The following is a 22,876-nucleotide window of genomic DNA, read 5'->3' as shown; positions in this document are numbered from 1 at the left end:
CCGCGCCGAGCGGCAGGGCCAGCGCATGGCGACCGGTCCCCGCGCCGAGCGGCAGGGCCAGCGCATGGCGACCGGTCCCCGCGCCGAGCGGCAGGCTCAGCGCATGGCGACCGGTCCCCGCGCCGAGCCGCGCGCTCAGCGCAGCGTCGCTCCGAACATCGCGTCCGTGGCCGGGCCCGCCACGTCGCCGGGGCCGAAGGCCAGGGCCGACGTGGTGGTCAGGCCCGTGGTGGTGCCGGGGAGGACCCAGACGGCGCCGTTGTCGCTGTTCTCGGCGGGGGCGCCCACGGCCAGGTCGGGGTGACCGTTGCCGTTGAAGTCCAGCAGGGCCGTCGTGGTGCCGAACTTGTCCTCCGCCTCGGCGACCCCGGGGACCCCGGCGGTGTTCTGGTGGAAGACCTTGGTGCCGGCGCCCGTGACACCGGAGGCGGTGCCGGGGACGAGGGCGACCGAGCCGGTGTTCACGATGCCGTCGACGTCCTCGTACGCGATGCCGAGCGCGATGTCGGCGTACCCGTCGCCGGTGACGTCGGCGACCGAGACCGCCGAGCCGACCAGGTCGCCGTCCTCCTGCGCGCCGGGGAAGCCGGGCAGGTTCTGGTCGAAGGTCTGGACGTTCGACTCGGACGTGCCGGTGGACGAGCCGTAGGCCACGCGGACCTGGTCGGACCAGCCCTCCGCGCCCACGACCACGTCGTCGTAGCCGTCACCGTTCACGTCGCCGATGCCCGTGCCGGCCGGGTCGCGGCTCGTGTCGTCCCCGGGCACGAAGCCCCGGGTGAAGCCCGAAGCGCCGCCGAGGAGGAGGCGGTTGCCCCACGTGCCGTCGCCCGTGTAGTGCCACTGGACGATGTCGTCCCGGCCGTCGCCGTTGACGTCGCCGACCTGGCCGGAGACGACCGGGCCGGTGATGGAGGACGGGCCGTTCTCGCAGCCCCCGCCGGTCGCGCAGGACGCGTCGTCCTCCTCCCAGCCCCACCACAGGGACTTGTCGAGGAGGGGGAGTACGGCGGCGGGCTTGCCCGCGCGGGAGATCGGGCCCTTCCACAGGGCCGCCGGCGCGCCCTCGGGGTCGTCGCCGCCGACGGACTGCGCGGAGAACAGCGCGAGGTCGGTCTTGCCGTCGCCGTCGAAGTCGCCCGCCTGCGGGGCCGCCCCGTACTGGGCGATGCTCGTCCCGCCGGTCAGTCCGGTCGCCGAACCCCAGAGGATCACCGAGCCCGCCGTGCCGCCCGCGATCACCAGGTCGCCGTAGCCGTCCCCGTCCAGGTCGCCCTTGGTGAAGGTCGAGCCGAAGCGCTGGTTGGCGGCGGCGGAGCCGGGCACACCGCTCGTCGAGCGGCTGATCAGTTTCTTCTTGGTGGGGGAGACGCCGCTCTTCGAGCCGTACAGGACGGCCACGTAGCCCGCCTTGGCCTTCGAGGACACCGTGGCGTTCGGGGCGCCGACGACCAGGTCGGCGTACCCGTCACCGTTGAAGTCGTCCGCCACGCCCACCTCCGCGGGGGCGGCCGCGGCCGGGCCCATCGACAGGGCGGTCAGCCCGCCGGCCAGCAGTACCACCGCTGCCAGGGGGGCGCTCACGCGCGCCGTACGGGTGCTGCGTCGTGCTGCTCGTGCTCGTGACATGCACGTGCCTTTCGGGTCGGTGGAGATCCTGGTCCGGCGGGCGGAACCGCCGCGTCCATGTAGTCCGACTCGATTGACTGTTCGTCGGTTGTACGTCCGAATGTCATGGGTGCGTAACTGAGTTGCTCCACACCGACCGACGAACGGCCGTACGTCACGTCCGACGGGTCCCGGGCCTCACCTCCACCGGGCTGGCTGTGAGAACGGTGCACCCCCGGCCCGCAAGAGGGCCGGGGGTGCACCGCGCTCGGTGAAGCGCGGACTACCAGGTCGCCTCGACCCACTCCGGGTGGTCGATGAACGGGTTCCGGTTGCCCTGGTAGTCGCTGTGGATGAGGTTGTTGCGGCGCTCCTCGAAGGAGTCCGGCGGGTCCGCCTCGTTCCAGGCCTTCAGGACGGACAGGCGACCGTGGAAGCGGGTGCCGCCGTTGTTGACGGAGTCGTTGGGCTCCAGGTTGGGCCAACCGTCGTCGCCCTCGTACCGCACGGCCATGTAGAGGATCATGCGGGCCACGTCGCCCTTGACCGCGGCCCGGGGCTCGAAGGAGTTCGAGTCGACGAGGCTGCCGCCGCTGTTGGTGAAGCTGCTGCCGCCGGTGTCGAAGTCGAGGTTGCCGCGGATGGCGTTGACCGTGACGTCCTCGGGGCGCAGGTGGTGCAGGTCGGTGCCGGGGCCGGCGGAGGTCCCGAAGTCGCCGTGCGACTGGGCCCACACGTGCTCGCGGTTCCAGTTGCCGGAGTTGCCGCCGTTGAGGGACTTGCTGCGCGAGATGCCGCTGTAGAGCAGTTTCACGTTGTTGCTGTTGTTGGGGTCCTGGTCGGTGACCTTCAGCGCGTTCCAGACCGCCGAGTACGAGATGGTCGTGTGACCGTCGATGATCGAGTGCAGCGAGGACTTCAGGGCCGTACCGGTCTTGCCGATCGCGCTCGCGTAGTACGTGTCGTCGTACGCGGTCGTCGTCGCCGAGGCGGGGGTGGCGGTGGCCGCCGGGAGGACGATACCGACGAGCACGGCCGACGTCGCGAGAGCGACCGACTTCCAACTGCGTATCCGCGCAGCGGGCATGAGGGGTGTCCCTTCCCAGAGGGCCGCGCAGGACGAGGAGTTGCTTCGGGGAGTCTCGTTCTACGCGGGTTGACTGTGTGGGTAACCGAGAGATTGGCATGGACGGGTCAGTCGAGGTGTTACAGCTGGAAGGCGATCCGGTGACGATTCGGCCAACAGGGCAACCCTCGTGCCTCAACTCCCCTTCACCTGCCTCGATTCAAGGGGAGACCCTCATTGACGTGCGGATTTCGGCGTGCTGGGCCCGTGGGCGGTCTTGCGTAGTTGTCGGGTGCAGAGCAACCTCAACGGGGGATGAACGGTCTTCTTCAGGGGGGTGACGTCTGACGTGATCCGGTCCGGCGACCGGCCCGTCCATGTGTACGCCCACCTGCCCGTCGACTTGTCCGTCCGCCCGCACCCCGCCCTCGGCGTCACACATCAGCACGGGCACGTCGTGGATCGTCTGCAGCGTGGTGGTCATGGAGGCGAGGCTACTGTCACTTCATCAGAGTGTCGTGGGCGGCGTACGCGGCGGACTGGGTGTGGTACCCCGAGAGGAAATCGAGCTGGGAACTCGTGTCCAGATAGTCGGGGAACCTGCCGCTGGGCGGAACGAAGTCCGTTATCGCGCGGAACACCTCGACGGCGGCCTTCCCGTGCTTGGGACCACGGGTGCGCGCGGCGAGCAAGTGCTCACCCGCATTCTTGAGCTGGTCCCGCAACAGCGAGCCCGGATGCCGCTTGGCCCGGCTCAGGAAGCTGTCGTTCCCCAGCCGCCGGTCGCGCTTGCCGATGGCCTGCAGCGTGTGCAGCGTCGCGTAGAGCTGACCGCACAGGTAAGCGGGGGAGGGCTGTGTGTCGGCCAATCCGGCTCTCCTTCTCCATCGGGCCCGACGGGCTTCTGCCTCCCTCCCTACCCCGCCCCGGGGGCAAGCGAACTGGGGGCGGGGGAACCAGGGTCAAGGGAACTGATGTGCAACTATCGATCGTCGTGGCGAGTCGACTGTGGTGAATCCGCGAAAGGCGGGTTCCAGTCGCACAGGGGGATGGGACAGGTTTGATGACTCACCGAATATCGGGGGTATCCCGGGTGTCGCCGGCGTCCAGACGGACGCGGGTGGTCGCGGCGGGAATCGGGGCCGGCATGGTCCTCACGTCGGCGGCGGCGGTGTTCGCGCCGTCCGCGGTCGCCGCGCCGCAGGTCACGTGTACGTCGAAACAGGCCGGACTGGCCGAGAAGTTGCAGAAGGACATCACGGCGGCGCTCGCGAAGCGGAAGGGCACGGTGGCGGTCGGCCTGTACGACCGCGCCACCGACACCACCTGCACGCTGCGCGGGGACACCGCCTTCGACTCGGCCAGCGTTGTGAAGGTGACCGTGCTCGCCGCGCTGCTGTACGACGCCAAGAAGACGAACCGCTATCTCACCGACCGTGAGACCAAGCTCGCCACCGCCATGATCACCAAGTCGGACAACGCCTCCACCAGCAGCCTGTGGAAGCAGCTCGGCGTCAAGAAGATCCAGGCGTTCCTCACGGCCGCCAAGATGACGCAGACGAAGCCCGGCGCGAACAACTACTGGGGCCTCACCCAGATCACCGTCCGCGACGAGCAGCGGCTGCTCGCACTGCTCACCGCGAAGAACACGGTCCTGAGCGACAACGCGCGCGCGTACGTCCTCAAGCTGATGAACAAGGTCGTCGCCGATCAGCGCTGGGGCACCCCGGCCGGGGCGCCCTCCACCGTGAAGGTGCACGTCAAGAACGGGTGGCTGTCCCGCGCCACGCACGGCTGGCGGGTGCACAGTGTCGGCACGTTCAAGGGCGGCGGGCGGGACTACACGATCACCGTCCTCACCCACGGCAACCCCGACATGCGGTACGGCGTGAACACCATCCAGGGTGTGGCCAAGGCCATCCACAAGGATCTCGTGCCCGTCCCGAAGAGCTCCTCGGGCACGGCGAGCGTGGAGCGGTACGAGCCCACGGACCGGCCGCAGGAAGCGACGGTGCCGGTGCCGGACGGCGCCTCATAGCCCGGGGTCGCGGGCGCGTCGGCGGCTGCGGGCCCGGTGGGGCTTCTCGCGCAGTTCCCCGCGGCCCTGGGGAGGCAGGGGCTGCGCCCGCTGCCTCCCCAGGGGGCGGCTCCCGATGACATCCGGACGTTCACGGCGAGGCCATCCGCGGCTCACCGGCGGCGCCCTACCGTGACGCCATGCCTCTGAGAAGCCTCGTCGCGACCCTCACCGCCGGTCTGGCGGCGGCCACGCTCGCCGCCGCCGGACCCGTCCACGCCGACTCGGCGCGCGGCCACGCCTGTTCGCCGTCCGTGTCGATCGAGAAGTACTCCGACGCCCTCGACAAGACGACGTACGCGGGCACCTTCGTCGGGAACCTCTCCGGCCTCGCCGTCGACCGCGACGGCTCGCTGCTCGCCGTCTCCGACCGGTCGGCCCTCTTCACCCTCGACCGCCGCACCCTCGCGCCCGAGGGCGTCCTGCCGCTCGCCACGCAGAGCGGCGCCGCGCTCGACTCCGAGGCGGTCGCCGTCGACCGGGACGGCACCCTGCTCGTCGCCTCCGAGACCGAGCCGACCGTACGGCGTCACGACCGGCGGGGGCGGATCCTGGGCGGCCTGCCCGTGCCCGACGAGCTGGCGGTCGCCCCGGCCGGCCGGGCGGTCGCCAACCAGACCTTCGAGGGGCTCACCCTCCTGCCCGGCGGACGCACCCTGCTCGCCTCGATGGAGGGCACCCTCGCCGGGGACACCGCAGGGGTGGTCCGCCTGCAGACATGGCAACGACACGGCGGCGCGGGGGAGTTCAGGCTGTCCACGCAGTACGGCTACCGCGTGGACACCGGTCTCGGTGTCGTCGAGGTGGCCGGCCTCCCGGGCGGGCGGCTGCTCGTCCTGGAGCGCGGATTCACCGCCGGGGTCGGCAACACGGTCCGCCTCTACGCCGCCGACCTCCGCCGCGCGACCGCCGCCGGTCAGCCGGGCAGCACTCCTCGTGCGACCGGCACCGACGGCGTGCGGCTCGTCCGCAAGACGCTGCTCGCCGACCTGGTGGACTGCCCCAGCCTCGGCGCGACGGCAAAGCAGCCCCAGCCGAACCCGCTGCTCGACAACATCGAGGGCATGACCGTCACCGGTGCCGCGCGGCCCGGCGGGCGGCTGGACGTGCTGCTGGTCAGCGACGACAACCAGAACACCGTCCAGACCACCCGCTTCTACTCCCTCTCCCTCTCCCTCCGGACCCTGACCCGGACCGCCTGAGCCACGCCCGAACCGCCGGCGCGGGGCAACCCCGCCGGCGGTCGGCCGCTCGGCTCCGCCGCCGACGTAGGGCCGTCAACTCCGCTGTTCGCAGCCGCAGTCGGTCGTCGCCCCGTCCTCCAGCAAACCGCTCTTGGCCGTGAGATAGGCGAGCTGGGCACGGCTGTTGCTGCCGAGCAGGTCGCCCACCTTCTTGAGGTGGCTGGCGACGGTACGGGGGCTGATGCCCAGCCGGCTGGCGATGGCGGCGTCGGTGTAGCCGTCGACCATGAGGCGCAGCACATGCAGCCGGGTCTCGTCGGTCAGGAGCGCGGGGCGCTGCTGGTCCTGCTCGTACACGACCGGCCTCGCCCGTTCCCAGGCGTACTCGAAGGCGGAGACGAGGAAGTGCACGACGCCCGGGTCGGTGACCTTCAGGGCGTGGGTGCCGTGGTCCTTGCCCATGTCGGGGATGAACGCGACCGACCGGTCGCAGATGATCATCCGGTCGAACACCTCGTCCACCGTGCGTACTTCGACGCCCAGGTCGGTGACCTGCTTGATGTAGTCGAGGGTCGGTCCGTGGGCGCGGACGGTGTGCTGGTAGAGCGTGCGCTGCTTGACGCCCTTGCGGTGTGCCTCCAGGGTGCGCGGCAGGGCCTTGACCAGGACCTCCTCAGGGCGCCTGCCGCCCGGGTGCGCGGTCAGCAGCTCGATCCGCGTGCCCCGGATCGCCTCGTCCAGCGCGGCGGTGATCGCCGGCGCGGGGGTGAGCCGCTGGGAGGACTCGCTCTCCTTGCGGCGGGCGGTGCGGTAGACGCTCTCCGCCTGTGACATCGAAGCCCGTACGGCGGCCAGGGCCTGCTGCTGTTCCAGGATCACCCGTTCCCTCGGGTGGGCCAGCGCCGCCGTCGCCACCGAGGGCGGGATCGGCACCAGCGCCTCCGGGTCGTCCACCGCCGGGGCCACGAGACCGAACGCGCTCACACAGCGGGGAGCGTCCGCGCGCGCGGCCCTTCCCGCCAGCAGCGCGGTGCGATAGAACTCGAGGCCCGCACCGCACACCTCCGCGGGGGAGTCGTCGCCCCCGGGTATGTCCGACTCCTCGCACATGCCATCCCCCTTCAGAATCCTGCAGTGCACGATCATGACCCCTTCAATCGCTTCCGGCAACCGGCTGCCCACGGCATGCTCTTCGTGTGGACACCGGCGAAGAGCCGCGAGTCCGAGAATTCTTCTGGGGGGAACGAGAAATGAAGTACATGCGCAGAATGGCCGGGGCGCTCGCGTTTGTCGCCGCCGCGGTACTGACCCTTTCTGCCACCGCCGAGACGGCCGAACGCACCACGGTCGCGAGCGCCCAGGCGTCCAACGCGCCGGGCGACCCCGGCTGGCCCTGAGCGGGTCGCACCGGCGCCGCAACGCGCGTAAAGCGCACGCAAACCGCGCGTAAGGCGCCCGTGGCGATCGCACAGCGCTCACCCGGTGCTCACGCAGTGTTCGCGTGACACCGGTGCGCTCAAACGTCCCTGACGAGGCGTCAAATGACGTGCTTGCTGTGTGAGTTAGCAAAGCACGCGGTTGACGGGGGGAGCGTCCGGGCGGGGCAGGACCTAATCCGGGGTCCTGCCGGGATCCACACGATGTCCGGTGAATTCAGGCTGCCGGTTCACGGCTTCCGGCAGTTGGTTTCACAGTAAACGAACGAGGGAGTCCAAGGAAATGACCACCGCCATTGCCGCACCGAAGTGCTTGGTGTGCGACACCGAATTCGAGGTCCAGGAGGACTGGGAAAAGGGGGAGATCACCGAGTGCACGGCCTGCGGCCAGGAGCACGAGGTGGTCGAGCGGTCCGCCGCCGGCGCCCGTCTCGACCTCGCTCCCGAGGTGGAAGAGGACTGGGGCGAGTGACGACCGCCGATCAGGTCCTGCTCTCGGTGACGATGCTGCGGCCCGAGGAGAAACTGCTCCTCGGGGCGCTGCGGGCCGAGGGGCTGACGGCCCGGCCGTTGCTGATGGAGGATCTGGCGGAGGTCGTGGCGGGCCGCACCGGCGGCCCGCCCGCGCTCGCCGTGATCCGCAACCTGTCCCACCGGGACGCCATCAGCGTCTCCCGGCGGCTGGAGTACGCCGGGGTGACCACCCTCAACCGGTCCTCCGTCATCGAGGCCTGCAACGACAAGGGGCTGCAGTCACTGCTGTTCGCCCGCCACGGCATCCCGCACCCGGTCACCCGGCATGCCTTCAGCTACGACCAAGTGCGTTCCGCCGTCGACGAGTTGGGGATGCCGGCCGTCGTCAAGCCGGTGAGCGGCTCGTGGGGGCGGGGCGTCACCAGGATGGCCAACGCGGAGTGTGTCGAGGCGTGGGCCGGGGGTCGGGAGTCCGCCGACGCGGGCGGGAAGCTGTTTCCCGTGGTCGTCCAGGAGTACGTCGACAAGCCGGGGCACGATCTGCGGGTCGTCGTGGTGGGGCGGACTCCCGTGGTGGCGATCCAGCGGGTCTCGGAGGACTGGCGGACGAACACTCATCTGGGGGCACGGGTTCAGCGGGTCGAGGTGACCGCCGAGATCGACAAGCTGTGTCAGCAGGTGGTGGATGTGCTGGGGCCGGGGTTCTACGGGGTCGACCTGGTGGAGGACCGGGCCGCGGGGGAGCTGTTGGTCCTTGAGGTCAACGCGAATCCTGAGTTCGCCAAATCGTCCGCGGAGCATGGGGTGGATGTGGCGGGGTTGTACGCGGCGTACGTGGCCGAGCAGGTGTCGCTGACCGCGGTCGCTGTTTAGCGGGTTCTTTTTCGCCCTCGCCGCCCCTACCCGCCCCTACAACCTCCTCCACCCCTCCGCCCCCGACCGCCCGCTCTCGGCCCTGCCCGTCCGCACGGTCGTCCGGGGCACGGAGATCGACCGCCCGGCGCTGGCCCGCGAGATCGCGGATCTCCGGGCGGGCACCGCCACCACCGACCTGAAGGGAACGGCCGCGTGACCATCGAACGCAGGCGGGCGCTGATCGGCGTGAACGCCGGCATCTTCCTCGCCCACATCGGGAACTTCATCTGGTTCCCCGTCCTCGTCGCCTCCCTCGGCGGCACCGACAGCGGCTTCTGGGCCGGCGTCGTGATGTGCATGACCTACGTGGGCCGCCTCGCCGCGACGTTCTTCTACGAGGGGGTCGCGGCCCGGATCGGCATCCGGGGCGCGGTGTTCGCGGGCACCGCGACGGAAGCGGTGGCCCTGTTCCTGATGGGCTTCGGCGACGGCGTCGTCGTCTACTCGGTGCTCGCCTTCCTCATCGGCCTCGGCTCCGGTACGGCCTTCCCCGGCCTGAAGAACATCCTCGTCTCGTACCCCGACGACGAGCGCCCGAAGGCATTCTCGACCTTCCAGATGTCGGCGCAGGTGGGTCTCTTCGGCGGCGCGCTGGTCGGTGGTCTGCTGGCGGACGTCGACCTGCGCACCCTCTTCTCCGTCGTCTTCGCCATCTTCATCGGCTTCTGCCTGGCGTCCTCGGCGTTCATCCCGAGGGACGGGTTCGGTGAGGCCCCCGCGACGGACCAGGTCAAGCCTCCGCTGCTGAGCACGGCCGTCTTCAAGGGCATCGAGGTGCGCGGTGCCACCCGCTACTTCCTCCTCTCCGCCGTCTTCTGGTTCCTCTCCATCGGCTTCATGGTCGGCATCCCGCTGCACATGGAGGAGTACGCGTCGGGATGGGCCCCGTCGGCCCCCTTCTGGATCACGGGGCTGACGGTGCTGGTGCTTCAGTACCCGCTGTTCAAGTTCCTGATCAAGCACCTGCGCCCGGGGGCCGTGATGGCGCTCGGTCTGGCGGGCATGACGGTCGCCTTCACCGCGTTCGGCGCGGGCCGCACCGTCCCCTGGGTGGTCGTGGGCTGCCTCACCGTGGTGCTGGGCGAGATCCTGTTCGTCCCCTCCTTCGACATCTGGGTCGCCCGCAAGGTCCCGGCGGACCGCCTGGCCAAGGCCATGGGCGCGATGCACTTCTTCCGCAGCGCCGGCAACATGATCGGCTCCCTGCTGGCGGGCATCCTCTTCGACCTGGCGCTGTCCTGGGACGTCCCGGGCGCGAACTGGTACATCGCCGCGCTGATCGCAGCCGGGTGCGCCGCGATCTGTCTGTTCAGCGGGGACGAGGGTGCGGCTGCCGCCGCCGCCGAGACCGAGGAGGAGGAGCGGGAGGGGGCGGCGGCATAGGGCGCCTCATGGCTCGGGGGTGCCTGTTTCGTCGGCGGGTGCGGCTGCGTGGGGCTTCTCGCGCAGTTCCCCGCGCCCCTAAAGGACCAGGCCCCTGCGGGCCTGAAAGACCACGGCCCTGCGGGCCTGAAAAGCACGGGGCGCAGCCCCTGCTTTTCAGGGGCGCGGGGAACTGCGCGAGAAGCCCCACCGGAGCCGCAGTCGCCCGATCACAGTGGTCCCCGAGCTACTAGGCGCCCCCAAATATCGCGGCGGGATGAAATCCCTCTCCCGCCGTGTTGGTCCCTTGCGGAGACCAGGACGAACAGGAGGGCACCGGCGTGGCAGCGCAACAGGGGGGCGACCGAGGTTGGGCGCGCAGACTGGCCGGATACGCCTGGCGGTACCCCAAGGACGTGATCCTCGCCCTCGGCTCGTCCCTGGCCGGCATGGCCGTGATGGCGCTGGTCCCCCTGGTCACCAAGGTGATCATCGATGACGTGATCGGGGACAAGACCCGGGACATGGCCCCCTGGGCGGCGTCCCTGATCGGCGCCGCCCTCCTCGTGTACGTGTTCACCTACATCCGCCGCTACTACGGCGGCCGCCTCGCCCTCGACGTCCAGCACGACCTGCGGACCGAGATGTACGGCACGATCACGCGCCTCGACGGCCGCCGCCAGGACGAGCTGTCCACCGGCCAGGTCGTCGGCCGCGCCACCAGCGACCTCCAGCTGATCCAGGGCCTGCTCTTCATGCTGCCGATGACCATCGGCAACCTCCTGCTGTTCCTGATCTCCCTCGTGATCATGGCGTGGCTGTCCGTCCCGCTCACCCTGGTCGCGATCGCCGTCGCCCCCGCCCTGTGGTGGATCGCCCGGCGCAGCCGCACCAAGCTGCACCCCGCCACCTGGTACGCCCAGGCGCAGGCCGCAGCCGTCGCGGGCGTGGTCGACGGCGCCGTCAGCGGCGTACGCGTGGTGAAGGGGTTCGGGCAGGAGGAGCAGGAGACCGGGAAGCTCAGGGAGGTGGGACGCAGGCTCTTCGCCGGCCGCCTTCGCACCATCCGGTTCAATTCCCGGTACACCCCCGCCCTCCAGGCCGTCCCCGCCCTCGGCCAGGTCGCCATGCTGGCGCTCGGCGGCTGGCTGGCCGTCGGGGGCCACATCACGCTCGGCACGTTCGTCGCCTTCTCCACGTACCTCGCCCAGCTGGTCGGCCCGGTCCGCATGCTCGCCATGGTCCTCACCGTCGGCCAGCAGGCCCGCGCCGGCACCGAACGCGTCCTGGAGCTGATCGACACCGAGCCGACCCTCGCCGACGGCACGAAGACCCTCCCCGCCGACGCGCCCGCGACCGTCGAGTTCGACGACGTGTCCTTCGGCTATGAGGGCGCCGACGGCAAGACCAGCCCCGTCCTCGACGGCCTCAGCTTCGAGATCCGGCCCGGCGAGACCCTCGCCGTCGTCGGCTCCTCCGGCTCCGGCAAGTCGACCGTCTCGCTCCTCCTGCCGCGCTTCTACGACGTGACGCGCGGCGCCGTCCTCATCGGCGGCCACGACGTCCGCGAACTCACCCTCGACTCGCTGCGCGCCGCGATCGGCCTGGTCCCCGAGGACTCCTTCCTCTTCTCCGACACGGTCCGCGCCAACATCGCGTACGGCCGCCCGGACGCCACCGACGAGCAGATCCGGACGGCCGCCCGCGCCGCCCAGGCGGACCGTTTCATCGACGAGCTCCCCGACGGCTACGCCACCAAGGTCGGCGAGCACGGCCTCACCCTCTCCGGCGGCCAGCGCCAGCGCATCGCGCTCGCCCGCGCCATCCTCACCGACCCGCGCCTGCTCGTCCTCGACGACGCGACCTCGGCGGTCGACGCCCGCGTGGAGCACGAGATCCATGAGGCGCTCAAGCACGTCATGGAGGGCCGCACCACCCTCCTCATCGCCCACCGCCGCTCCACCCTCGGGCTCGCCGACCGCATCGCCGTCCTCGACGACGGCCGCCTCGCCGACCTGGGCACCCACGAGGAGCTGGAGCGCCGCTCCGCCCTCTACCGCAGGCTGCTCACCGACCCCGACGAGCTGGGCGGCGTCTCACCCGGCCACACCCCGCCGACCTCGCTCACCAAGGCCGAGGACACCACCGTCCGCGACTCGATACGGGACGAGCTGGACGCCGAGTTCGACGCCGAGCGCGGCATCACCCCCCGGCTGTGGACGGGCGACCGGGAGCCCCGCGACACCGCCTTCGACGGCCTGTCTCCCCCCGAACTCCTCGCCCAGGTGGAGGCGCTGCCCCCGGCGACCGACACCCCCGGCATCGACGAGGCCCGCGCGGTCGCACCGGAGGAGTCGTACGGCCTGAAGCGGCTGTTGCGCGGCTTCGGCGCGGCCCTCGCCCTCAGTCTCGCCCTGGTCGCCGTCGACGCCGGCATGGGCCTGCTGCTGCCGGTGCTGATCCGGCACGGCATCGACGACGGGGTCTCGCAGGCGGCCCTCGGCGCGGTCTGGGCCGCGTCCCTGCTCGGGCTGCTCGCGGTCGGCGCCCAGTGGGCGGCGCAGATCGGCGAGATGCGGATGACCGGCCGCACCGGCGAACGCGTCCTCTACTCCCTCCGTCTGAAGATCTTCGCCCAGCTCCAGCGCCTCGGACTCGACTACTACGAGCGGGAGTTGACCGGCCGGATCATGACGCGGATGACGACCGACGTCGACGCCCTCTCGACCTTCCTGCAGACCGGACTGGTCACCGCGTTCGTCTCCGTCGTCACCTTCTTCGGGATCATGGTCGCCCTGGTCGTGATCGACGTACAGCTCGCCCTCGTCGTCTTCGCCACGCTTCCGCCGCTGATCGTCGGCACGGTCTACTTCCGCCGGGCGAGCGTGAAGGCGTACGAGCTGGCCCGCGAGCGGGTGTCCGTGGTCAACGCGGACCTCCAGGAGTCGGTGGCCGGGCTGCGGATCGTGCAGGCGTTCCGGGGGGAGCGCGAGGGCGGCGAGCGGTTCGCGGCCGGCAGCGACAGCTACCGCCGGGCCCGTGTCCACGGCCAGTGGCTGATCTCGGTCTACTTCCCGTTCGTGCAGTTCCTGTCCTCGGCCGCCGCGGCGGCCGTCCTGATCGTCGGCGCCCACCGGGTCGACGCGGGCACCCTCACCACCGGCGCCCTGGTCGCCTACCTGCTCTACATCGACCTCTTCTTCGCCCCTGTCCAGCAGCTCTCCCAGGTCTTCGACGGCTACCAGCAGGCCACCGTCTCCCTGGGCCGCATCCAGGAACTCCTCCAGGAGCCGACCTCGACCAAGGCGGCCCCCGAACCCCTGGAGGTGCTCTCCCTGCGCGGCGAGATCGCCTTCGAGGACGTGGACTTCGCGTACGGGGCCGCCGGCGACGGGGAAGCGGCCCTCAGCGGTGTGGGGCTCACCATCCCCGCCGGACAGACCGTCGCCTTCGTCGGCGAGACCGGCGCCGGCAAGTCCACGCTGGTCAAGCTCGTCGCCCGCTTCTACGACCCCACGGGCGGCCGGGTCACGGTCGACGGCACCGACCTGCGCGACCTCGACCTCACCTCGTACCGGCACCGGCTCGGCGTCGTCCCGCAGGAGGCGTACCTCTTCCAGGGCACGATCCGGGACGCCATCGCCTACGGCCGCCCCGAGGCCACCGACGCCGAGGTGGAGGCCGCCGCCCGTGCCGTGGGCGCCCACAACATGATCGCCACGCTCGACGGCGGCTATCTGCACGAGGTCGCCGAACGCGGCCGCAACCTCTCGGCCGGACAGCGCCAGCTGATCGCGCTGGCCCGCGCTGAGCTGGTGAACCCCGACATCCTGCTCCTCGACGAGGCGACGGCGGCCCTGGACCTGGCCACCGAGGCGCAGGTCAACCAGGCCACCGACCGCCTCGCCGGCCGCCGTACGACCCTGGTCGTGGCCCACCGCCTCACCACGGCCGCCCGCGCCGACCGCGTCGTCGTGATGGACCACGGCCGGGTCGTCGAGGACGGCACCCACGACGAACTGCTGGCCCGCGACGGCCGGTACGCCGCCCTCTGGCACACCTTCGTGGGCGAACCGGCACTGCGCTCATAACCGCGGCCGTAGGGGACCTTCGGGGTGATTCGCCCCGAGCGCGCAACCGTTCGACGGGGGTCGTGCGTCCGTACATCAGTACGGCCACGTGACGGGAGGGGCAGCGGGTGAGCAGACGGGGGACGTGCCGGCCGGCGGCGCTCGTGCTGGCCGTGCTGACGATCGCCGGTCTGCTGACCCTGGCGGGCCCGGCGGCGAGCGCGGAGGCCGCCGCGTCGTGCCCCGGGCGCAAGGTGCGGACGCTGACCTTCGACAACGGCACCGTGAAGGTCTACCGCAAGGGCCGCCGTTACGTCTGTGCCGTCCTCGTGCCCGGGAAGCAGGCCCGCAAGGGCACCGTCCGCATCCGGGCCCGGGGCGGCCAGTGGGTCCTCAACAAGAAGCGCCCCGCCGGCCCCGTGACGGTTCACGCCGGCCGCCGCGCCGTGTGGATCAAGGCCCGCGTCGGCGGCGAGACCTACGACTCGGGCTGGATCCTGCGGTCAACCTGACGGCGCCGCGTCGGGCGATGCTGTGGGAAAGCGTTCCGGTCGGCGTGGGCGACGACCCCGCGGTTCCGGCTCTCCGAGTCGGGCGAAGGCCCAGGAGCGGAGCCCTGGGGTTCCTCGCGAGATCACGCTGAACCTCCCCCGCCGCACAGGGTTTTCCCTATCGCTCCCATCTGCGGCCGAAAGCAGTCCAGTTGGCCCCTTTCTTCCCTGGTGCCCCGGCGGTCGCTCCGATAGCTTCCGGCGCACAGCCGCTGCATAGGGGAGAGAACGCATGCGCAAAGCACTCGGATGGGTGCTGTCGTTCGTCGTGCTCATAGGCACGTTGAGCACGGCGGGGACGGCCCACGCCGCGGGGTCGGACGCCGGTGACATCAAGGACCGGCTGCTCGCGATACCGGGGGTGAGCCTGATCGAGGAGAAGCCGTACCCGGGTTACCGCTTCTTCGTCCTGGGCTTCACCCAGCCGGTGGACCACAGGAACCCGAAGAAGGGCACGTTCAAGCAGCGGATCACCGTGCTGCACAAGGACACGGCCCGCCCGACGGTCTTCTACACCGGCGGTTACAACGTCTCCACCAACCCCGGCCGCCGTGAGCCCACGCAGATCGTGGACGGCAACCAGGTCTCCATGGAGTACCGCTTCTTCAGCCCGTCCCGGCCCGACCCGGCCGACTGGTCCAAGCTCGACATCTGGCAGGCGGCCAGCGACCAGCACCGCATCTTCAAGGCGCTGAAGAAGATCTACGGCAAGAAGTGGATCTCCACGGGTGGCTCCAAGGGCGGCATGACGGCCACCTACTACGAGCGCTTCTACCCGAAGGACATGGACGGCGTCGTCGCGTACGTCGCCCCCAACGACGTCGTCAACAAGGAGGACTCGGCGTACGACCGCTTCTTCGCGAAGGTCGGCACCAAGGAGTGCCGCGACCGGCTGAACGCCGTGCAGCGCGAGGCCCTCGTCCGTCGTGAGCCGCTGGAGAAGAAGTACGCGGAGGTCGCCGCCGCCGAGGGCTACACCTTCAAGACGGTCGGCAGCCTCGACAAGGCGTACGAGGCGGTCGTCCTCGACTACGTCTGGGGCTTCTGGCAGTACAGCACGCTCGCCGACTGCGACAGCGACGTCATCCCGAAGGACGCCAAGAAGGCCACGGACGACGAGATCTGGACGTCGATCGACACGATCTCCGGCTTCTCCTTCTACACCGACCAGGGACTCGCGCCGTACACGCCGTACTTCTACCAGGCCGGTACGCAGCTGGGCGCGCCCACGATCAAGTTCCCGCACATCGAGAAGAAGTACATCCGCTACGGCTACCTGCCGCCCCGGAACTTCGTCCCCCGGGACATCAAGATGAAGTTCCAGCCGCAGGCGATGCGGGACGTCGACACCTGGGTCCGCAACAACGCCAAGCAGATGCTCTTCGTCTACGGGCAGAACGACCCGTGGGGCGCCGAGCCGTTCCACCTGGGCAAGAAGGCCCGTGACTCGTACGTGTTCACGGCCCCCGGCGCCAACCACGGTGCCAACGTCGCCGGTCTCGTCGAGGCGCAGAAGGACCTGGCCACGGCCCGGATCCTGAAGTGGGCGGGTGTCGCCCCGGCCGCCGTCCAGGCGGACCCGAGCAAGGCGAAGCCGCTGGCGAAGTTCGACTCCAAGCTCGACAAGCGTGACGTCGAGCGGGAGCCCGCGCTGCGGCCGTAGTACGCCGGGCGCGCGAGCGTCACAGCGAGTCGAGCCCCGGGGCCGCCGAACAGCGGCACCGGGGCTCGACCCCTGTCACACCGGCACCGCGCACCCCACCGGTCGGCTGCCACCCAGCCGCACGTACAGGTCGGTCGTGGCCGGACAGCGTGCCTCGCTGTCGACGGCCGTCGTCACCTCGTACTCCGGAGCGTGCTTGCCCCCGCCGTCGCAGGCGGTCTCCCGGACCTCGCCCCGGCCGGCGCCGTAGACGCAGTCGCCGACGATCGTGCGGGGCCCGCCCCCGCCGCCGGGATCGCCCGGGTGCGGCGGCTGGAGCTTCCGCATACAGGCGTAGCCCTGCGCGACGGAACCGTCGCCGTCCTCGTCGTGACCGTTCCGCTCGTCGGCGGACTCGCTGATGTGGAGGACGAAGTCGGTGGTCGGCGGGCACAACGGCCCCTGCCCGACCCGGCCGTCGTGCCGGGCCACGACCCGGGCGGCGGCCCGCTCGCTCGCACAGGGCACCTCGCTGAAGCTGGTCGTCCCGAACGAACTGCACTCGTCCACCCCGAGGAACACCGTCCCGTACCCGGCCGGTCGGGTCGGCGCGGCCGTCGCCGTCGCGGCCGCCCGCTCCCCGGACTCCTCGTCGAACCCGCCCGACCAGGCCTGACAGCCGGTGAGCGCCGCGACGGCGAGCAGGACGGCAGCGGCGAGCACCCCTGTGCACACCTGTCGAACGAGACACACACGCCGCATCAGCACCCCCCGATGAACCCCCGTCCAGCGTGACCCCGAGCCGAGGGCCACGCCAGACATACCGTGCGCTTTGCGCCACTTGGGGGTGGTGCGCAGGAAGTGCGACGTAGGCCCCGTACGTCAGGAGCCGTACGTCAGGCCGTGTCCGACCGGGTAGAGCACCGTCGTCGGCTTGTCGGCCCGCTGCACCGGCACCGGCAGCTTCCCGCGCGGCGCCACCCGCCCGGCCAGCACGCGCGCGGCCGCCCGGACCTCGACGTCCGTCCAGGAGTACGAGGCCAGGTAGCCCTTCACGTCCCGCAGGTGGGCCACGTCGTACGGGTTGCGGATCGCGACGGCCACCACCGGCACCCCGGTGGCCAGCAGCCGCGCGACCAGGGTCCGCTGGGTGCTGTCCGCCGTCACGTTGTACGTCCCCACCACCACGGCGTCCTTGCCCCGGGCCGCCGCCACGGCCTGGTCGATGAGGGCCGGGGTGGGGGCCGTACCGGTGGACAGGCTGGTGGCCGAGAAGCCCAGGGAGGTGAGTTCGGCGGCGAGGACGGCCGTCGGCGGTCCCGTGGTGCCCGAGGGGGAGGCCGGGTCGGCGCCCACCACCAGCACATTGCGGTGCGTACGCCGGGACAGCGGCAGCAGCGAGCCCTCGTTGACCAGGAGCGTGGTGGTCCGTTCGGCGATCCGGTCGGCGGCGTCGAGATGCCGCCGGATCCCCACGACCCGGTCGACCCCGGCCTCACTCACGTAGGGCCGTTCGAACAGCCCGAGCTTCGCCTTGAGCCGCAGGATCCGCAGGATCGACTGATCGAGCCGAGCCTCGGTCAGCTCGCCGGAGCGTACGGCGGCCAGGACCGCGTTCCACGCCACGTCGATCGAGGGCGGGTTGAGGAGCTGGTCCACGCCCGCCTGCAGCGCCAGCACCGGCACCTGGTCGTCCCCGTACTTCTCCCGTACGCCCTGCATGCCGAGCGAGTCGGTGACCACGACCCCGTCGTAGCCCAGCTGTTCGCGCAGGATGCCGGTGAGGATCGGACGGGAGAGGGTGGCCGGGTCGCCGGAGGGGTCCAGCGCGGGGACCATGATGTGCGCGGTCATGATCGAGTCGATGCCGGCGCGGATCGCGGCCCGGAACGGCGGGGCGTCCAGGGTGGTCCACTGCTCCCGGGTGTGTTCGATGACCGGGAAGCCGTAGTGACTGTCGACGGCCGTGTCCCCGTGGCCCGGGAAGTGCTTGGCGGTCGCCGCGACCCCAGCCCCCTGGTACCCCGTCACCTGCGCGGCGACCAGCCCCGCGACCGCCTGTGGGTCGGCGCCGAAGGAGCGGACGCCGATGACGGGGTTGGCCGGGTTGACGTTCACGTCGGCGACCGGGGCGTAGTCCTGCCGGATGCCGAGCGCCCGCAGCTCGGCCCCGCCGATGTGCCCGGCCTCGCGGGCGTCCGCGCGGGAGCCGCCCGCGCCGAGGGCCATCGCGCCCGGCAGCAGGGTGGCGGGCTTGCCGACGCGGGCCACGATGCCGTGTTCCTGGTCGGTGGAGACGAGGACGGGCAGGCCCCGGGGGAGGGCGAGCGAGGCACGCTGGATGCCGTTGGAGAGGGCGGCGATCTGGTGCGGGTCACGGGTGTTGTGCGCCCAGGAGAAGTAGATGATCCCGCCGACCCGGTACCTCTCCAGCAGCTCGGCCGCCGTGCGGACGCCCAGTTCCTGGAGGTTGGCATCGATGTCGGCCTGGTCCGGCGCGGTGGCTGAGTGCCCGTAGACCCGCATCACGAAGAGCTGGCCGACCTTCTCCTCCAGGCTCATGCGCGCGACGAGGGCGCGGAGTCTCTTGTCGTGGCGGTGGGGGGCGGGGGCGGCCTGTGCGTCGGTGCCGAGGGCCAGGGCCGAGGTGACGCCTGCGGTGGCGGCGAGAACGGTACGTCTGGAGGGCACGTGCGTCGCTCCTTCCGGAGATCCGGAGGACTGAAGGAAACTGCCAAGGAGTCACGATTATCCGGAAAGTTTCTTCCGGTCAAGGGAACGCGACGCGGGCGAGTGGCGGGACTGAGGGGCCGTCACCGGCGCTGTGGAGGGGGGCGCGCCGGTGACGGCGTGCGGCCGGCCGCAGGCGGCGGAGAGGGTAGGTCAGCGTTCGCAGCCAGCAGCGAGGCCGACACCGCACTGCCTGGCTCTTATACACATCTGACGCTGCCGGCGAACCCCAGGGTGGGCTCGGGGGGTTCGGGTGCGTCGGCGAGTGCGGCTCCGGTGGGGCTTCTCGCGCAGTTCCCCGCGCCCCTGAAAAGCAGGGGCTGCGCCCCGTGCTTTCCCCTGCCCGTCCGCCGTCCTTCACCCTCGCCGCCACCGTCACCGACCTGGTCGCCGTGCCGTACGTGGAGATCACGATCGCGATGATGCGGGCGTTCGGGGTGGAGGTCGGCCGCGAGGGCGACACCTACGTCGTCCCGCCGGGCGGCTACCGCGCGACGCCTACCCGATCGAACCCGACGCCTCCACCGCCAGTTACTTCTTCGCGGCCGCCGCCCTCACCGGTGGCGAGGCGACCGTGCCGGCCCTCGCCGCGATCGCCCCGTTCGCCTCGGGCCCGGTGCGGATCGAGGACGTGGCCAACACCCGGGTGAAGGAGTGCGACCGCGTGGAGGCCTGCGCGGAGAACCTCCGCCGGCCGGGCGTCGAGGTGACGACCGGCCCCGACCGGATCGAGATCCACCCCGGCACTCCCCGGGGAACGGAGATCAGGACCCACGGCGACCACCGCGTCGTCATGTCCTTCGCCGTGACCGGCCTGCGCACCCCCGGCATCACGTTCGACGACGCGGGCTGCGTGCGCAAGACGTTCCCGGCCTTCCACGAGGCTTTCGCGGCCCTGCCGCTACCCTCCCGACCATGACCGCACCCGAGCCCACCATCGTCGCGACCTCGGGCGGCCACCGCATCGGTGACCGCACCCGGGTGACCTTCCATTCGCTCGTGCACCACGCCGTGGAACTGTCGGGGGTGAACGGGCGGCGGCCGAAGGTCATGTACGTCGGTACGGCGGTCGGCGACTCCGAGCACATGACCGCGCGCATGAGCGAGGCCGCGCGGGTCGCGGGCTTCGACCTGACCCCGCTCGCGCTCTTCCCGATGCCCAACATCGAGGACATCGAGTCGGCCGTGCTCGAACAGGACGTGGTCTGGGTCATGGGCGGCTCGGTGGCCAACCTGCTGGCCGTCTGGCGTGTGCACGGCCTCGACCGGATACTCCGCCGGGCCTGGCGGTCGGGTGTCGTCCTGAGCGGCGTCAGCGCGGGCTCCATCTGCTGGTTCCGGGGCGGGACGACGGACTCCTTCGGTCCCCGACTCCGCCCGGTGACGGACGCGTTGGCGTACCTCCCGTACGGCAACGGCGTGCACTACGACAGCGACGAGGGCCGACGGCCCCTGGTGCACCGCCTCGTCGCCGACGGCACGCTGCCGGAGACCCATTGCACGGACGACGGGGTGGGGCTCGTCTACCGGGGCACGCGGCTGGTGGAGGCGGTCGCCGAACTCCCGGGCAAGGGGGCGTACATGGTGCGACGCGAGGGCGACACGGCGGTGGAGGAACGAGTGACGCCCCGGCTCCTGCCCGAGCCGCGTCGGTGTTGACGTGCTTCTCGCCCTGGAGGCCGAAGTTCGGCCCACCCGGTGATGAACCGCCTCACCACTCCCGCACCCGGCGCCCCGCGCCCTGCGGCTGCTCTCGGGAGTGGCGGGGCTGCGGTTCGAAGAGGGACGCGGGGGCGGAGTCGTCGGGGTGCTGGAGCGGAACGTCCGGGCGGTCGGCCCGCCAGGACTGCCGGGGTTGCCGGGATCGCCGGGGCTCCGGCCGCTCGTGCTCCCGTTCCCGCTGCCGGCCGGCCGTGCGGGCCCACTCGCCCTCGCCCAGCACGAGCAGCGGGTCGAACATCACGACGACGCCCGCGAGGAGCAGGAAGATGACGGGGCCGATGAGCATGGGCAGGAGGATCGTCGTGGGTGATTCGCCGGTGAACGTGCCGCCGGTGGTGCCGTGCAGGTGCACCCCGACCGCGGCCATCCCGGTGTAGTGCATGCCGGACACGGCCACCCCCATCACCAGGCTGGCCCCCAGGCTGGTCAGGAAGCCGCGGATCGACACGGCCGCCCAGAGCGCGGCGGTCGCGGCGACGATGGCGATGCCCACGGAGAGGGCCACGACGGCGATGTCGTACTGGATGTAGCCGTTCAACTGGATGGCGGCCATGCCCAGATAGTGCATGGCTGCCACGCCGAGGCCCGTGACGGATCCCGCCGTGCAGAGCGTGGACCTGCTGACGCCGCGGTAGCCCACGGCGAAGACCCCGATGCCGACGACGGTGATGGCGACGGCGAGGCTGAGCACCGTCAGCCCGACGTCGTAGTGGATGGGGCTCTCCTTCACGCGGAAGCCGACCATCGCGATGAAGTGCATCGTCCAGATGCCGCAGCCGATGCTGGCGGCCCCCAGGGCCAGCCAACCGGGCTTCCAGGAGCGCTCGTTGTAGACCGACCTGACCACACAGCGCAGTCCGAGCGCGGCGCCCAGGCAGGCCATGACGTAGGCGGCCACCGGGGTGACCGCACCGTAGCTGAAACCGTCGACCGTGCCTTGCATATGCCAAATCCCCCCGATACGTGGCCAGTTGCGCAGTGGCTGGTTGCGGGTGGCAAGTCTGGTGCAAGCGCGTACCGGAGCGCTCCGTTTTCCAAGAGTTACTGTCGGTATCTGCTCGACGGGTGATCGGATTTGGGTGACTCGATACTGATTCGTGGTCAAAATCCGCGACGCACAAGGCCTGAGCTTGAGTTTTCAAGCTCAGGCCTTGGGTTTACGGCAGGTGGTCGGTGTTACGCCGCGTCGTTGAGGAGCCGCCCGAGGTGCTCCCGTCCCGCCGCGAGCAGCTCCGGCAGCGGCGCGGCCGCCTCGTGCCACCGCTTCTCGTACTCCCAGCAGAGCCAGCCGTCCCACTCCTTGCGGGAGAGGAGTTCCACGCACTCGCCGAGCGGGAGGACGCCCGCGCCGAGCGCCAGCGGGGTGGTGTCGTCGGCGGAGGCGATGTCCTTGACCTGGACGTAGCCGAGGAAGGGGGAGAGGGCGGCATAGGACTCGGCGGGCTGTTCGCCGCCGAGCCAGGTGTGCATCACGTCCCAGAGCGAGCCGACGCTGCCGTGGCCGACCGGACCGAGCACCCGGATGGCGTCGGCGCCGGTGCGGTGCGAGTCGTGGGTCTCCAGCAGGACGCGTACGCCCCGGTCGGCGGCGTCCTCCGCCGCCGTGCCGAGCCGCCGCGCCGCGATCGCGTCCGCCTCCTCCGTGCTCTGGCCGCCGTCCAGGTCGGCGCCGGGGAAGACGCGGACGAAGGGGGCGCCCAGGTCCCGGGCCAGGTCGAGGAGGGCGCGGATCTCGTCCAGCACGGGACCGTCCTCGCCGGGCGCGGCGACCCGCGTGTATCCGGCGACCCCGAGGATCTCCACGCCCGCCGCCTTGAACTCGGCCACCACCTCGGCCCGTTCGCCGGCCCCGATGCCCGGGTGTACCGGCTCCTCGGGATGGGCACGCAGTTCGACGCCGTGATAGCCGTGCGTCGTGGCGAGCCGCACGACGTCGGCGATGGGAAGACCGGGAACACCGAGGGTGGAAAACGCGAGTTTCATGCCTTCGGACCGTACACGCCGACCGGTACGGTGCGGCAACCCCGCCGGGGGTGGGC

General features: G+C 71.1%; 18 protein-coding genes and 1 pseudogene. 11 read left to right on the top strand and 8 right to left on the bottom strand.

The annotated features are described in order from the left end of the window. Positions 1-135: 135 nt before the first annotated feature. The 3 genes from GWK25_RS35625 to GWK25_RS35615 form a co-directional block, all read right to left on the bottom strand. Positions 136-1,629, bottom strand: a complete 1,494-nt coding sequence (locus GWK25_RS35625; RefSeq protein WP_215455620.1) for an FG-GAP-like repeat-containing protein — start codon at positions 1,627-1,629, stop codon at positions 136-138. 262 nt (positions 1,630-1,891) lie between these two features. Continuing rightward, positions 1,892-2,695 carry an endonuclease I family protein gene (locus GWK25_RS35620; RefSeq protein ID WP_215455619.1) on the bottom strand — a complete coding sequence of 268 codons (804 nt, stop codon included), beginning with the start codon at positions 2,693-2,695 and terminating at the stop codon, positions 1,892-1,894. Between the two features lie 479 nt (positions 2,696-3,174). After that, positions 3,175-3,543 (bottom strand): type I-C CRISPR-associated protein Cas8c/Csd1, encoded by a 369-nt coding sequence (locus tag GWK25_RS35615; RefSeq protein ID WP_215455618.1) that lies wholly within the window; start codon positions 3,541-3,543, stop codon positions 3,175-3,177. Positions 3,544-3,737: 194 nt separating this feature from the next. Between GWK25_RS35615 and GWK25_RS35610 the strand changes: the two genes are divergently transcribed. Continuing rightward, positions 3,738-4,712, top strand: coding sequence for a serine hydrolase (locus GWK25_RS35610; RefSeq protein WP_374105854.1), 975 nt, complete (start codon positions 3,738-3,740; stop codon positions 4,710-4,712). 179 nt (positions 4,713-4,891) lie between these two features. Beyond that, a complete protein-coding gene (locus GWK25_RS35605; RefSeq protein ID WP_215455616.1) occupies positions 4,892-5,953 on the top strand; it encodes an esterase-like activity of phytase family protein in 1,062 nt (353 codons plus the stop codon). 75 nt (positions 5,954-6,028) lie between these two features. On the opposite strand, the gene GWK25_RS35600 is transcribed toward GWK25_RS35605, so the two are convergent. Continuing rightward, positions 6,029-7,045, bottom strand: coding sequence for a LuxR C-terminal-related transcriptional regulator (locus GWK25_RS35600; RefSeq protein ID WP_215455615.1), 1,017 nt, complete (start codon positions 7,043-7,045; stop codon positions 6,029-6,031). Positions 7,046-7,185: 140 nt separating this feature from the next. Between GWK25_RS35600 and GWK25_RS35595 the strand changes: the two genes are divergently transcribed. From GWK25_RS35595 to GWK25_RS35565, 7 genes are all read left to right on the top strand, one after another. Beyond that, on the top strand, positions 7,186-7,332 hold the full coding sequence (locus tag GWK25_RS35595; protein WP_215455614.1) for a hypothetical protein: 147 nt from the start codon (positions 7,186-7,188) through the stop codon (positions 7,330-7,332). Between the two features lie 322 nt (positions 7,333-7,654). Continuing rightward, on the top strand, positions 7,655-7,843 hold the full coding sequence (locus tag GWK25_RS35590; RefSeq protein WP_046703902.1) for a lysine biosynthesis protein LysW: 189 nt from the start codon (positions 7,655-7,657) through the stop codon (positions 7,841-7,843). Beyond that, positions 7,840-8,718: a RimK family alpha-L-glutamate ligase gene (locus tag GWK25_RS35585; protein WP_215455613.1), complete on the top strand. Its 879-nt coding sequence runs from the start codon at positions 7,840-7,842 to the stop codon at positions 8,716-8,718. The genes GWK25_RS35590 and GWK25_RS35585 overlap by 4 nt, the downstream gene beginning before the upstream one ends. A gap of 195 nt (positions 8,719-8,913) precedes the next feature. After that, positions 8,914-10,143: an MFS transporter gene (locus GWK25_RS35580; protein ID WP_215455612.1), complete on the top strand. Its 1,230-nt coding sequence runs from the start codon at positions 8,914-8,916 to the stop codon at positions 10,141-10,143. A gap of 320 nt (positions 10,144-10,463) precedes the next feature. Then, a complete protein-coding gene (locus GWK25_RS35575; protein ID WP_215455611.1) occupies positions 10,464-14,213 on the top strand; it encodes an ABC transporter ATP-binding protein in 3,750 nt (1,249 codons plus the stop codon). A 107-nt stretch (positions 14,214-14,320) separates the two neighbouring features. After that, positions 14,321-14,704, top strand: coding sequence for a hypothetical protein (locus tag GWK25_RS35570; protein ID WP_215455610.1), 384 nt, complete (start codon positions 14,321-14,323; stop codon positions 14,702-14,704). Positions 14,705-14,975: 271 nt separating this feature from the next. Next, complete coding sequence (locus tag GWK25_RS35565) at positions 14,976-16,406, top strand: S28 family serine protease (RefSeq protein ID WP_215455609.1); 1,431 nt, start codon at positions 14,976-14,978, stop codon at positions 16,404-16,406. 75 nt (positions 16,407-16,481) lie between these two features. Here the strand turns inward: GWK25_RS35565 and GWK25_RS35560 are convergent, their stop codons facing one another. Together GWK25_RS35560 and GWK25_RS35555 are read right to left on the bottom strand one after the other, a co-directional pair. Further along, positions 16,482-17,147 (bottom strand): hypothetical protein, encoded by a 666-nt coding sequence (locus tag GWK25_RS35560; RefSeq protein WP_215455608.1) that lies wholly within the window; start codon positions 17,145-17,147, stop codon positions 16,482-16,484. Positions 17,148-17,267: 120 nt separating this feature from the next. Then, positions 17,268-19,076 carry a glycoside hydrolase family 3 protein gene (locus GWK25_RS35555; protein WP_215455607.1) on the bottom strand — a complete coding sequence of 603 codons (1,809 nt, stop codon included), beginning with the start codon at positions 19,074-19,076 and terminating at the stop codon, positions 17,268-17,270. A 401-nt stretch (positions 19,077-19,477) separates the two neighbouring features. On the opposite strand from GWK25_RS35555, the pseudogene GWK25_RS35550 reads away from it, so the two are divergent. Both GWK25_RS35550 and GWK25_RS35545 read left to right on the top strand, forming a co-directional pair. Continuing rightward, positions 19,478-20,034, top strand: a pseudogene (locus GWK25_RS35550) (3-phosphoshikimate 1-carboxyvinyltransferase); the annotation flags it as partial. Next, positions 20,031-20,774, top strand: coding sequence for a peptidase E (locus tag GWK25_RS35545; RefSeq protein WP_215455606.1), 744 nt, complete (start codon positions 20,031-20,033; stop codon positions 20,772-20,774). The pseudogene GWK25_RS35550 and the gene GWK25_RS35545, both read left to right, overlap by 4 nt. A 52-nt stretch (positions 20,775-20,826) precedes the next feature. Here the strand turns inward: GWK25_RS35545 and GWK25_RS35540 are convergent, their stop codons facing one another. Further along, positions 20,827-21,780: an MHYT domain-containing protein gene (locus GWK25_RS35540; RefSeq protein WP_215455605.1), complete on the bottom strand. Its 954-nt coding sequence runs from the start codon at positions 21,778-21,780 to the stop codon at positions 20,827-20,829. Positions 21,781-22,013: 233 nt separating this feature from the next. Then, positions 22,014-22,820: a sugar phosphate isomerase/epimerase gene (locus GWK25_RS35535; RefSeq protein WP_215455604.1), complete on the bottom strand. Its 807-nt coding sequence runs from the start codon at positions 22,818-22,820 to the stop codon at positions 22,014-22,016. Positions 22,821-22,876: the final 56 nt, after the last annotated feature.

This window comes from Streptomyces sp. ATCC 21386, assembly GCF_018728545.1.
Taxonomy (GTDB): domain Bacteria; phylum Actinomycetota; class Actinomycetes; order Streptomycetales; family Streptomycetaceae; genus Streptomyces.
This window is presented reverse-complemented; position numbering and strand designations above follow the sequence as displayed.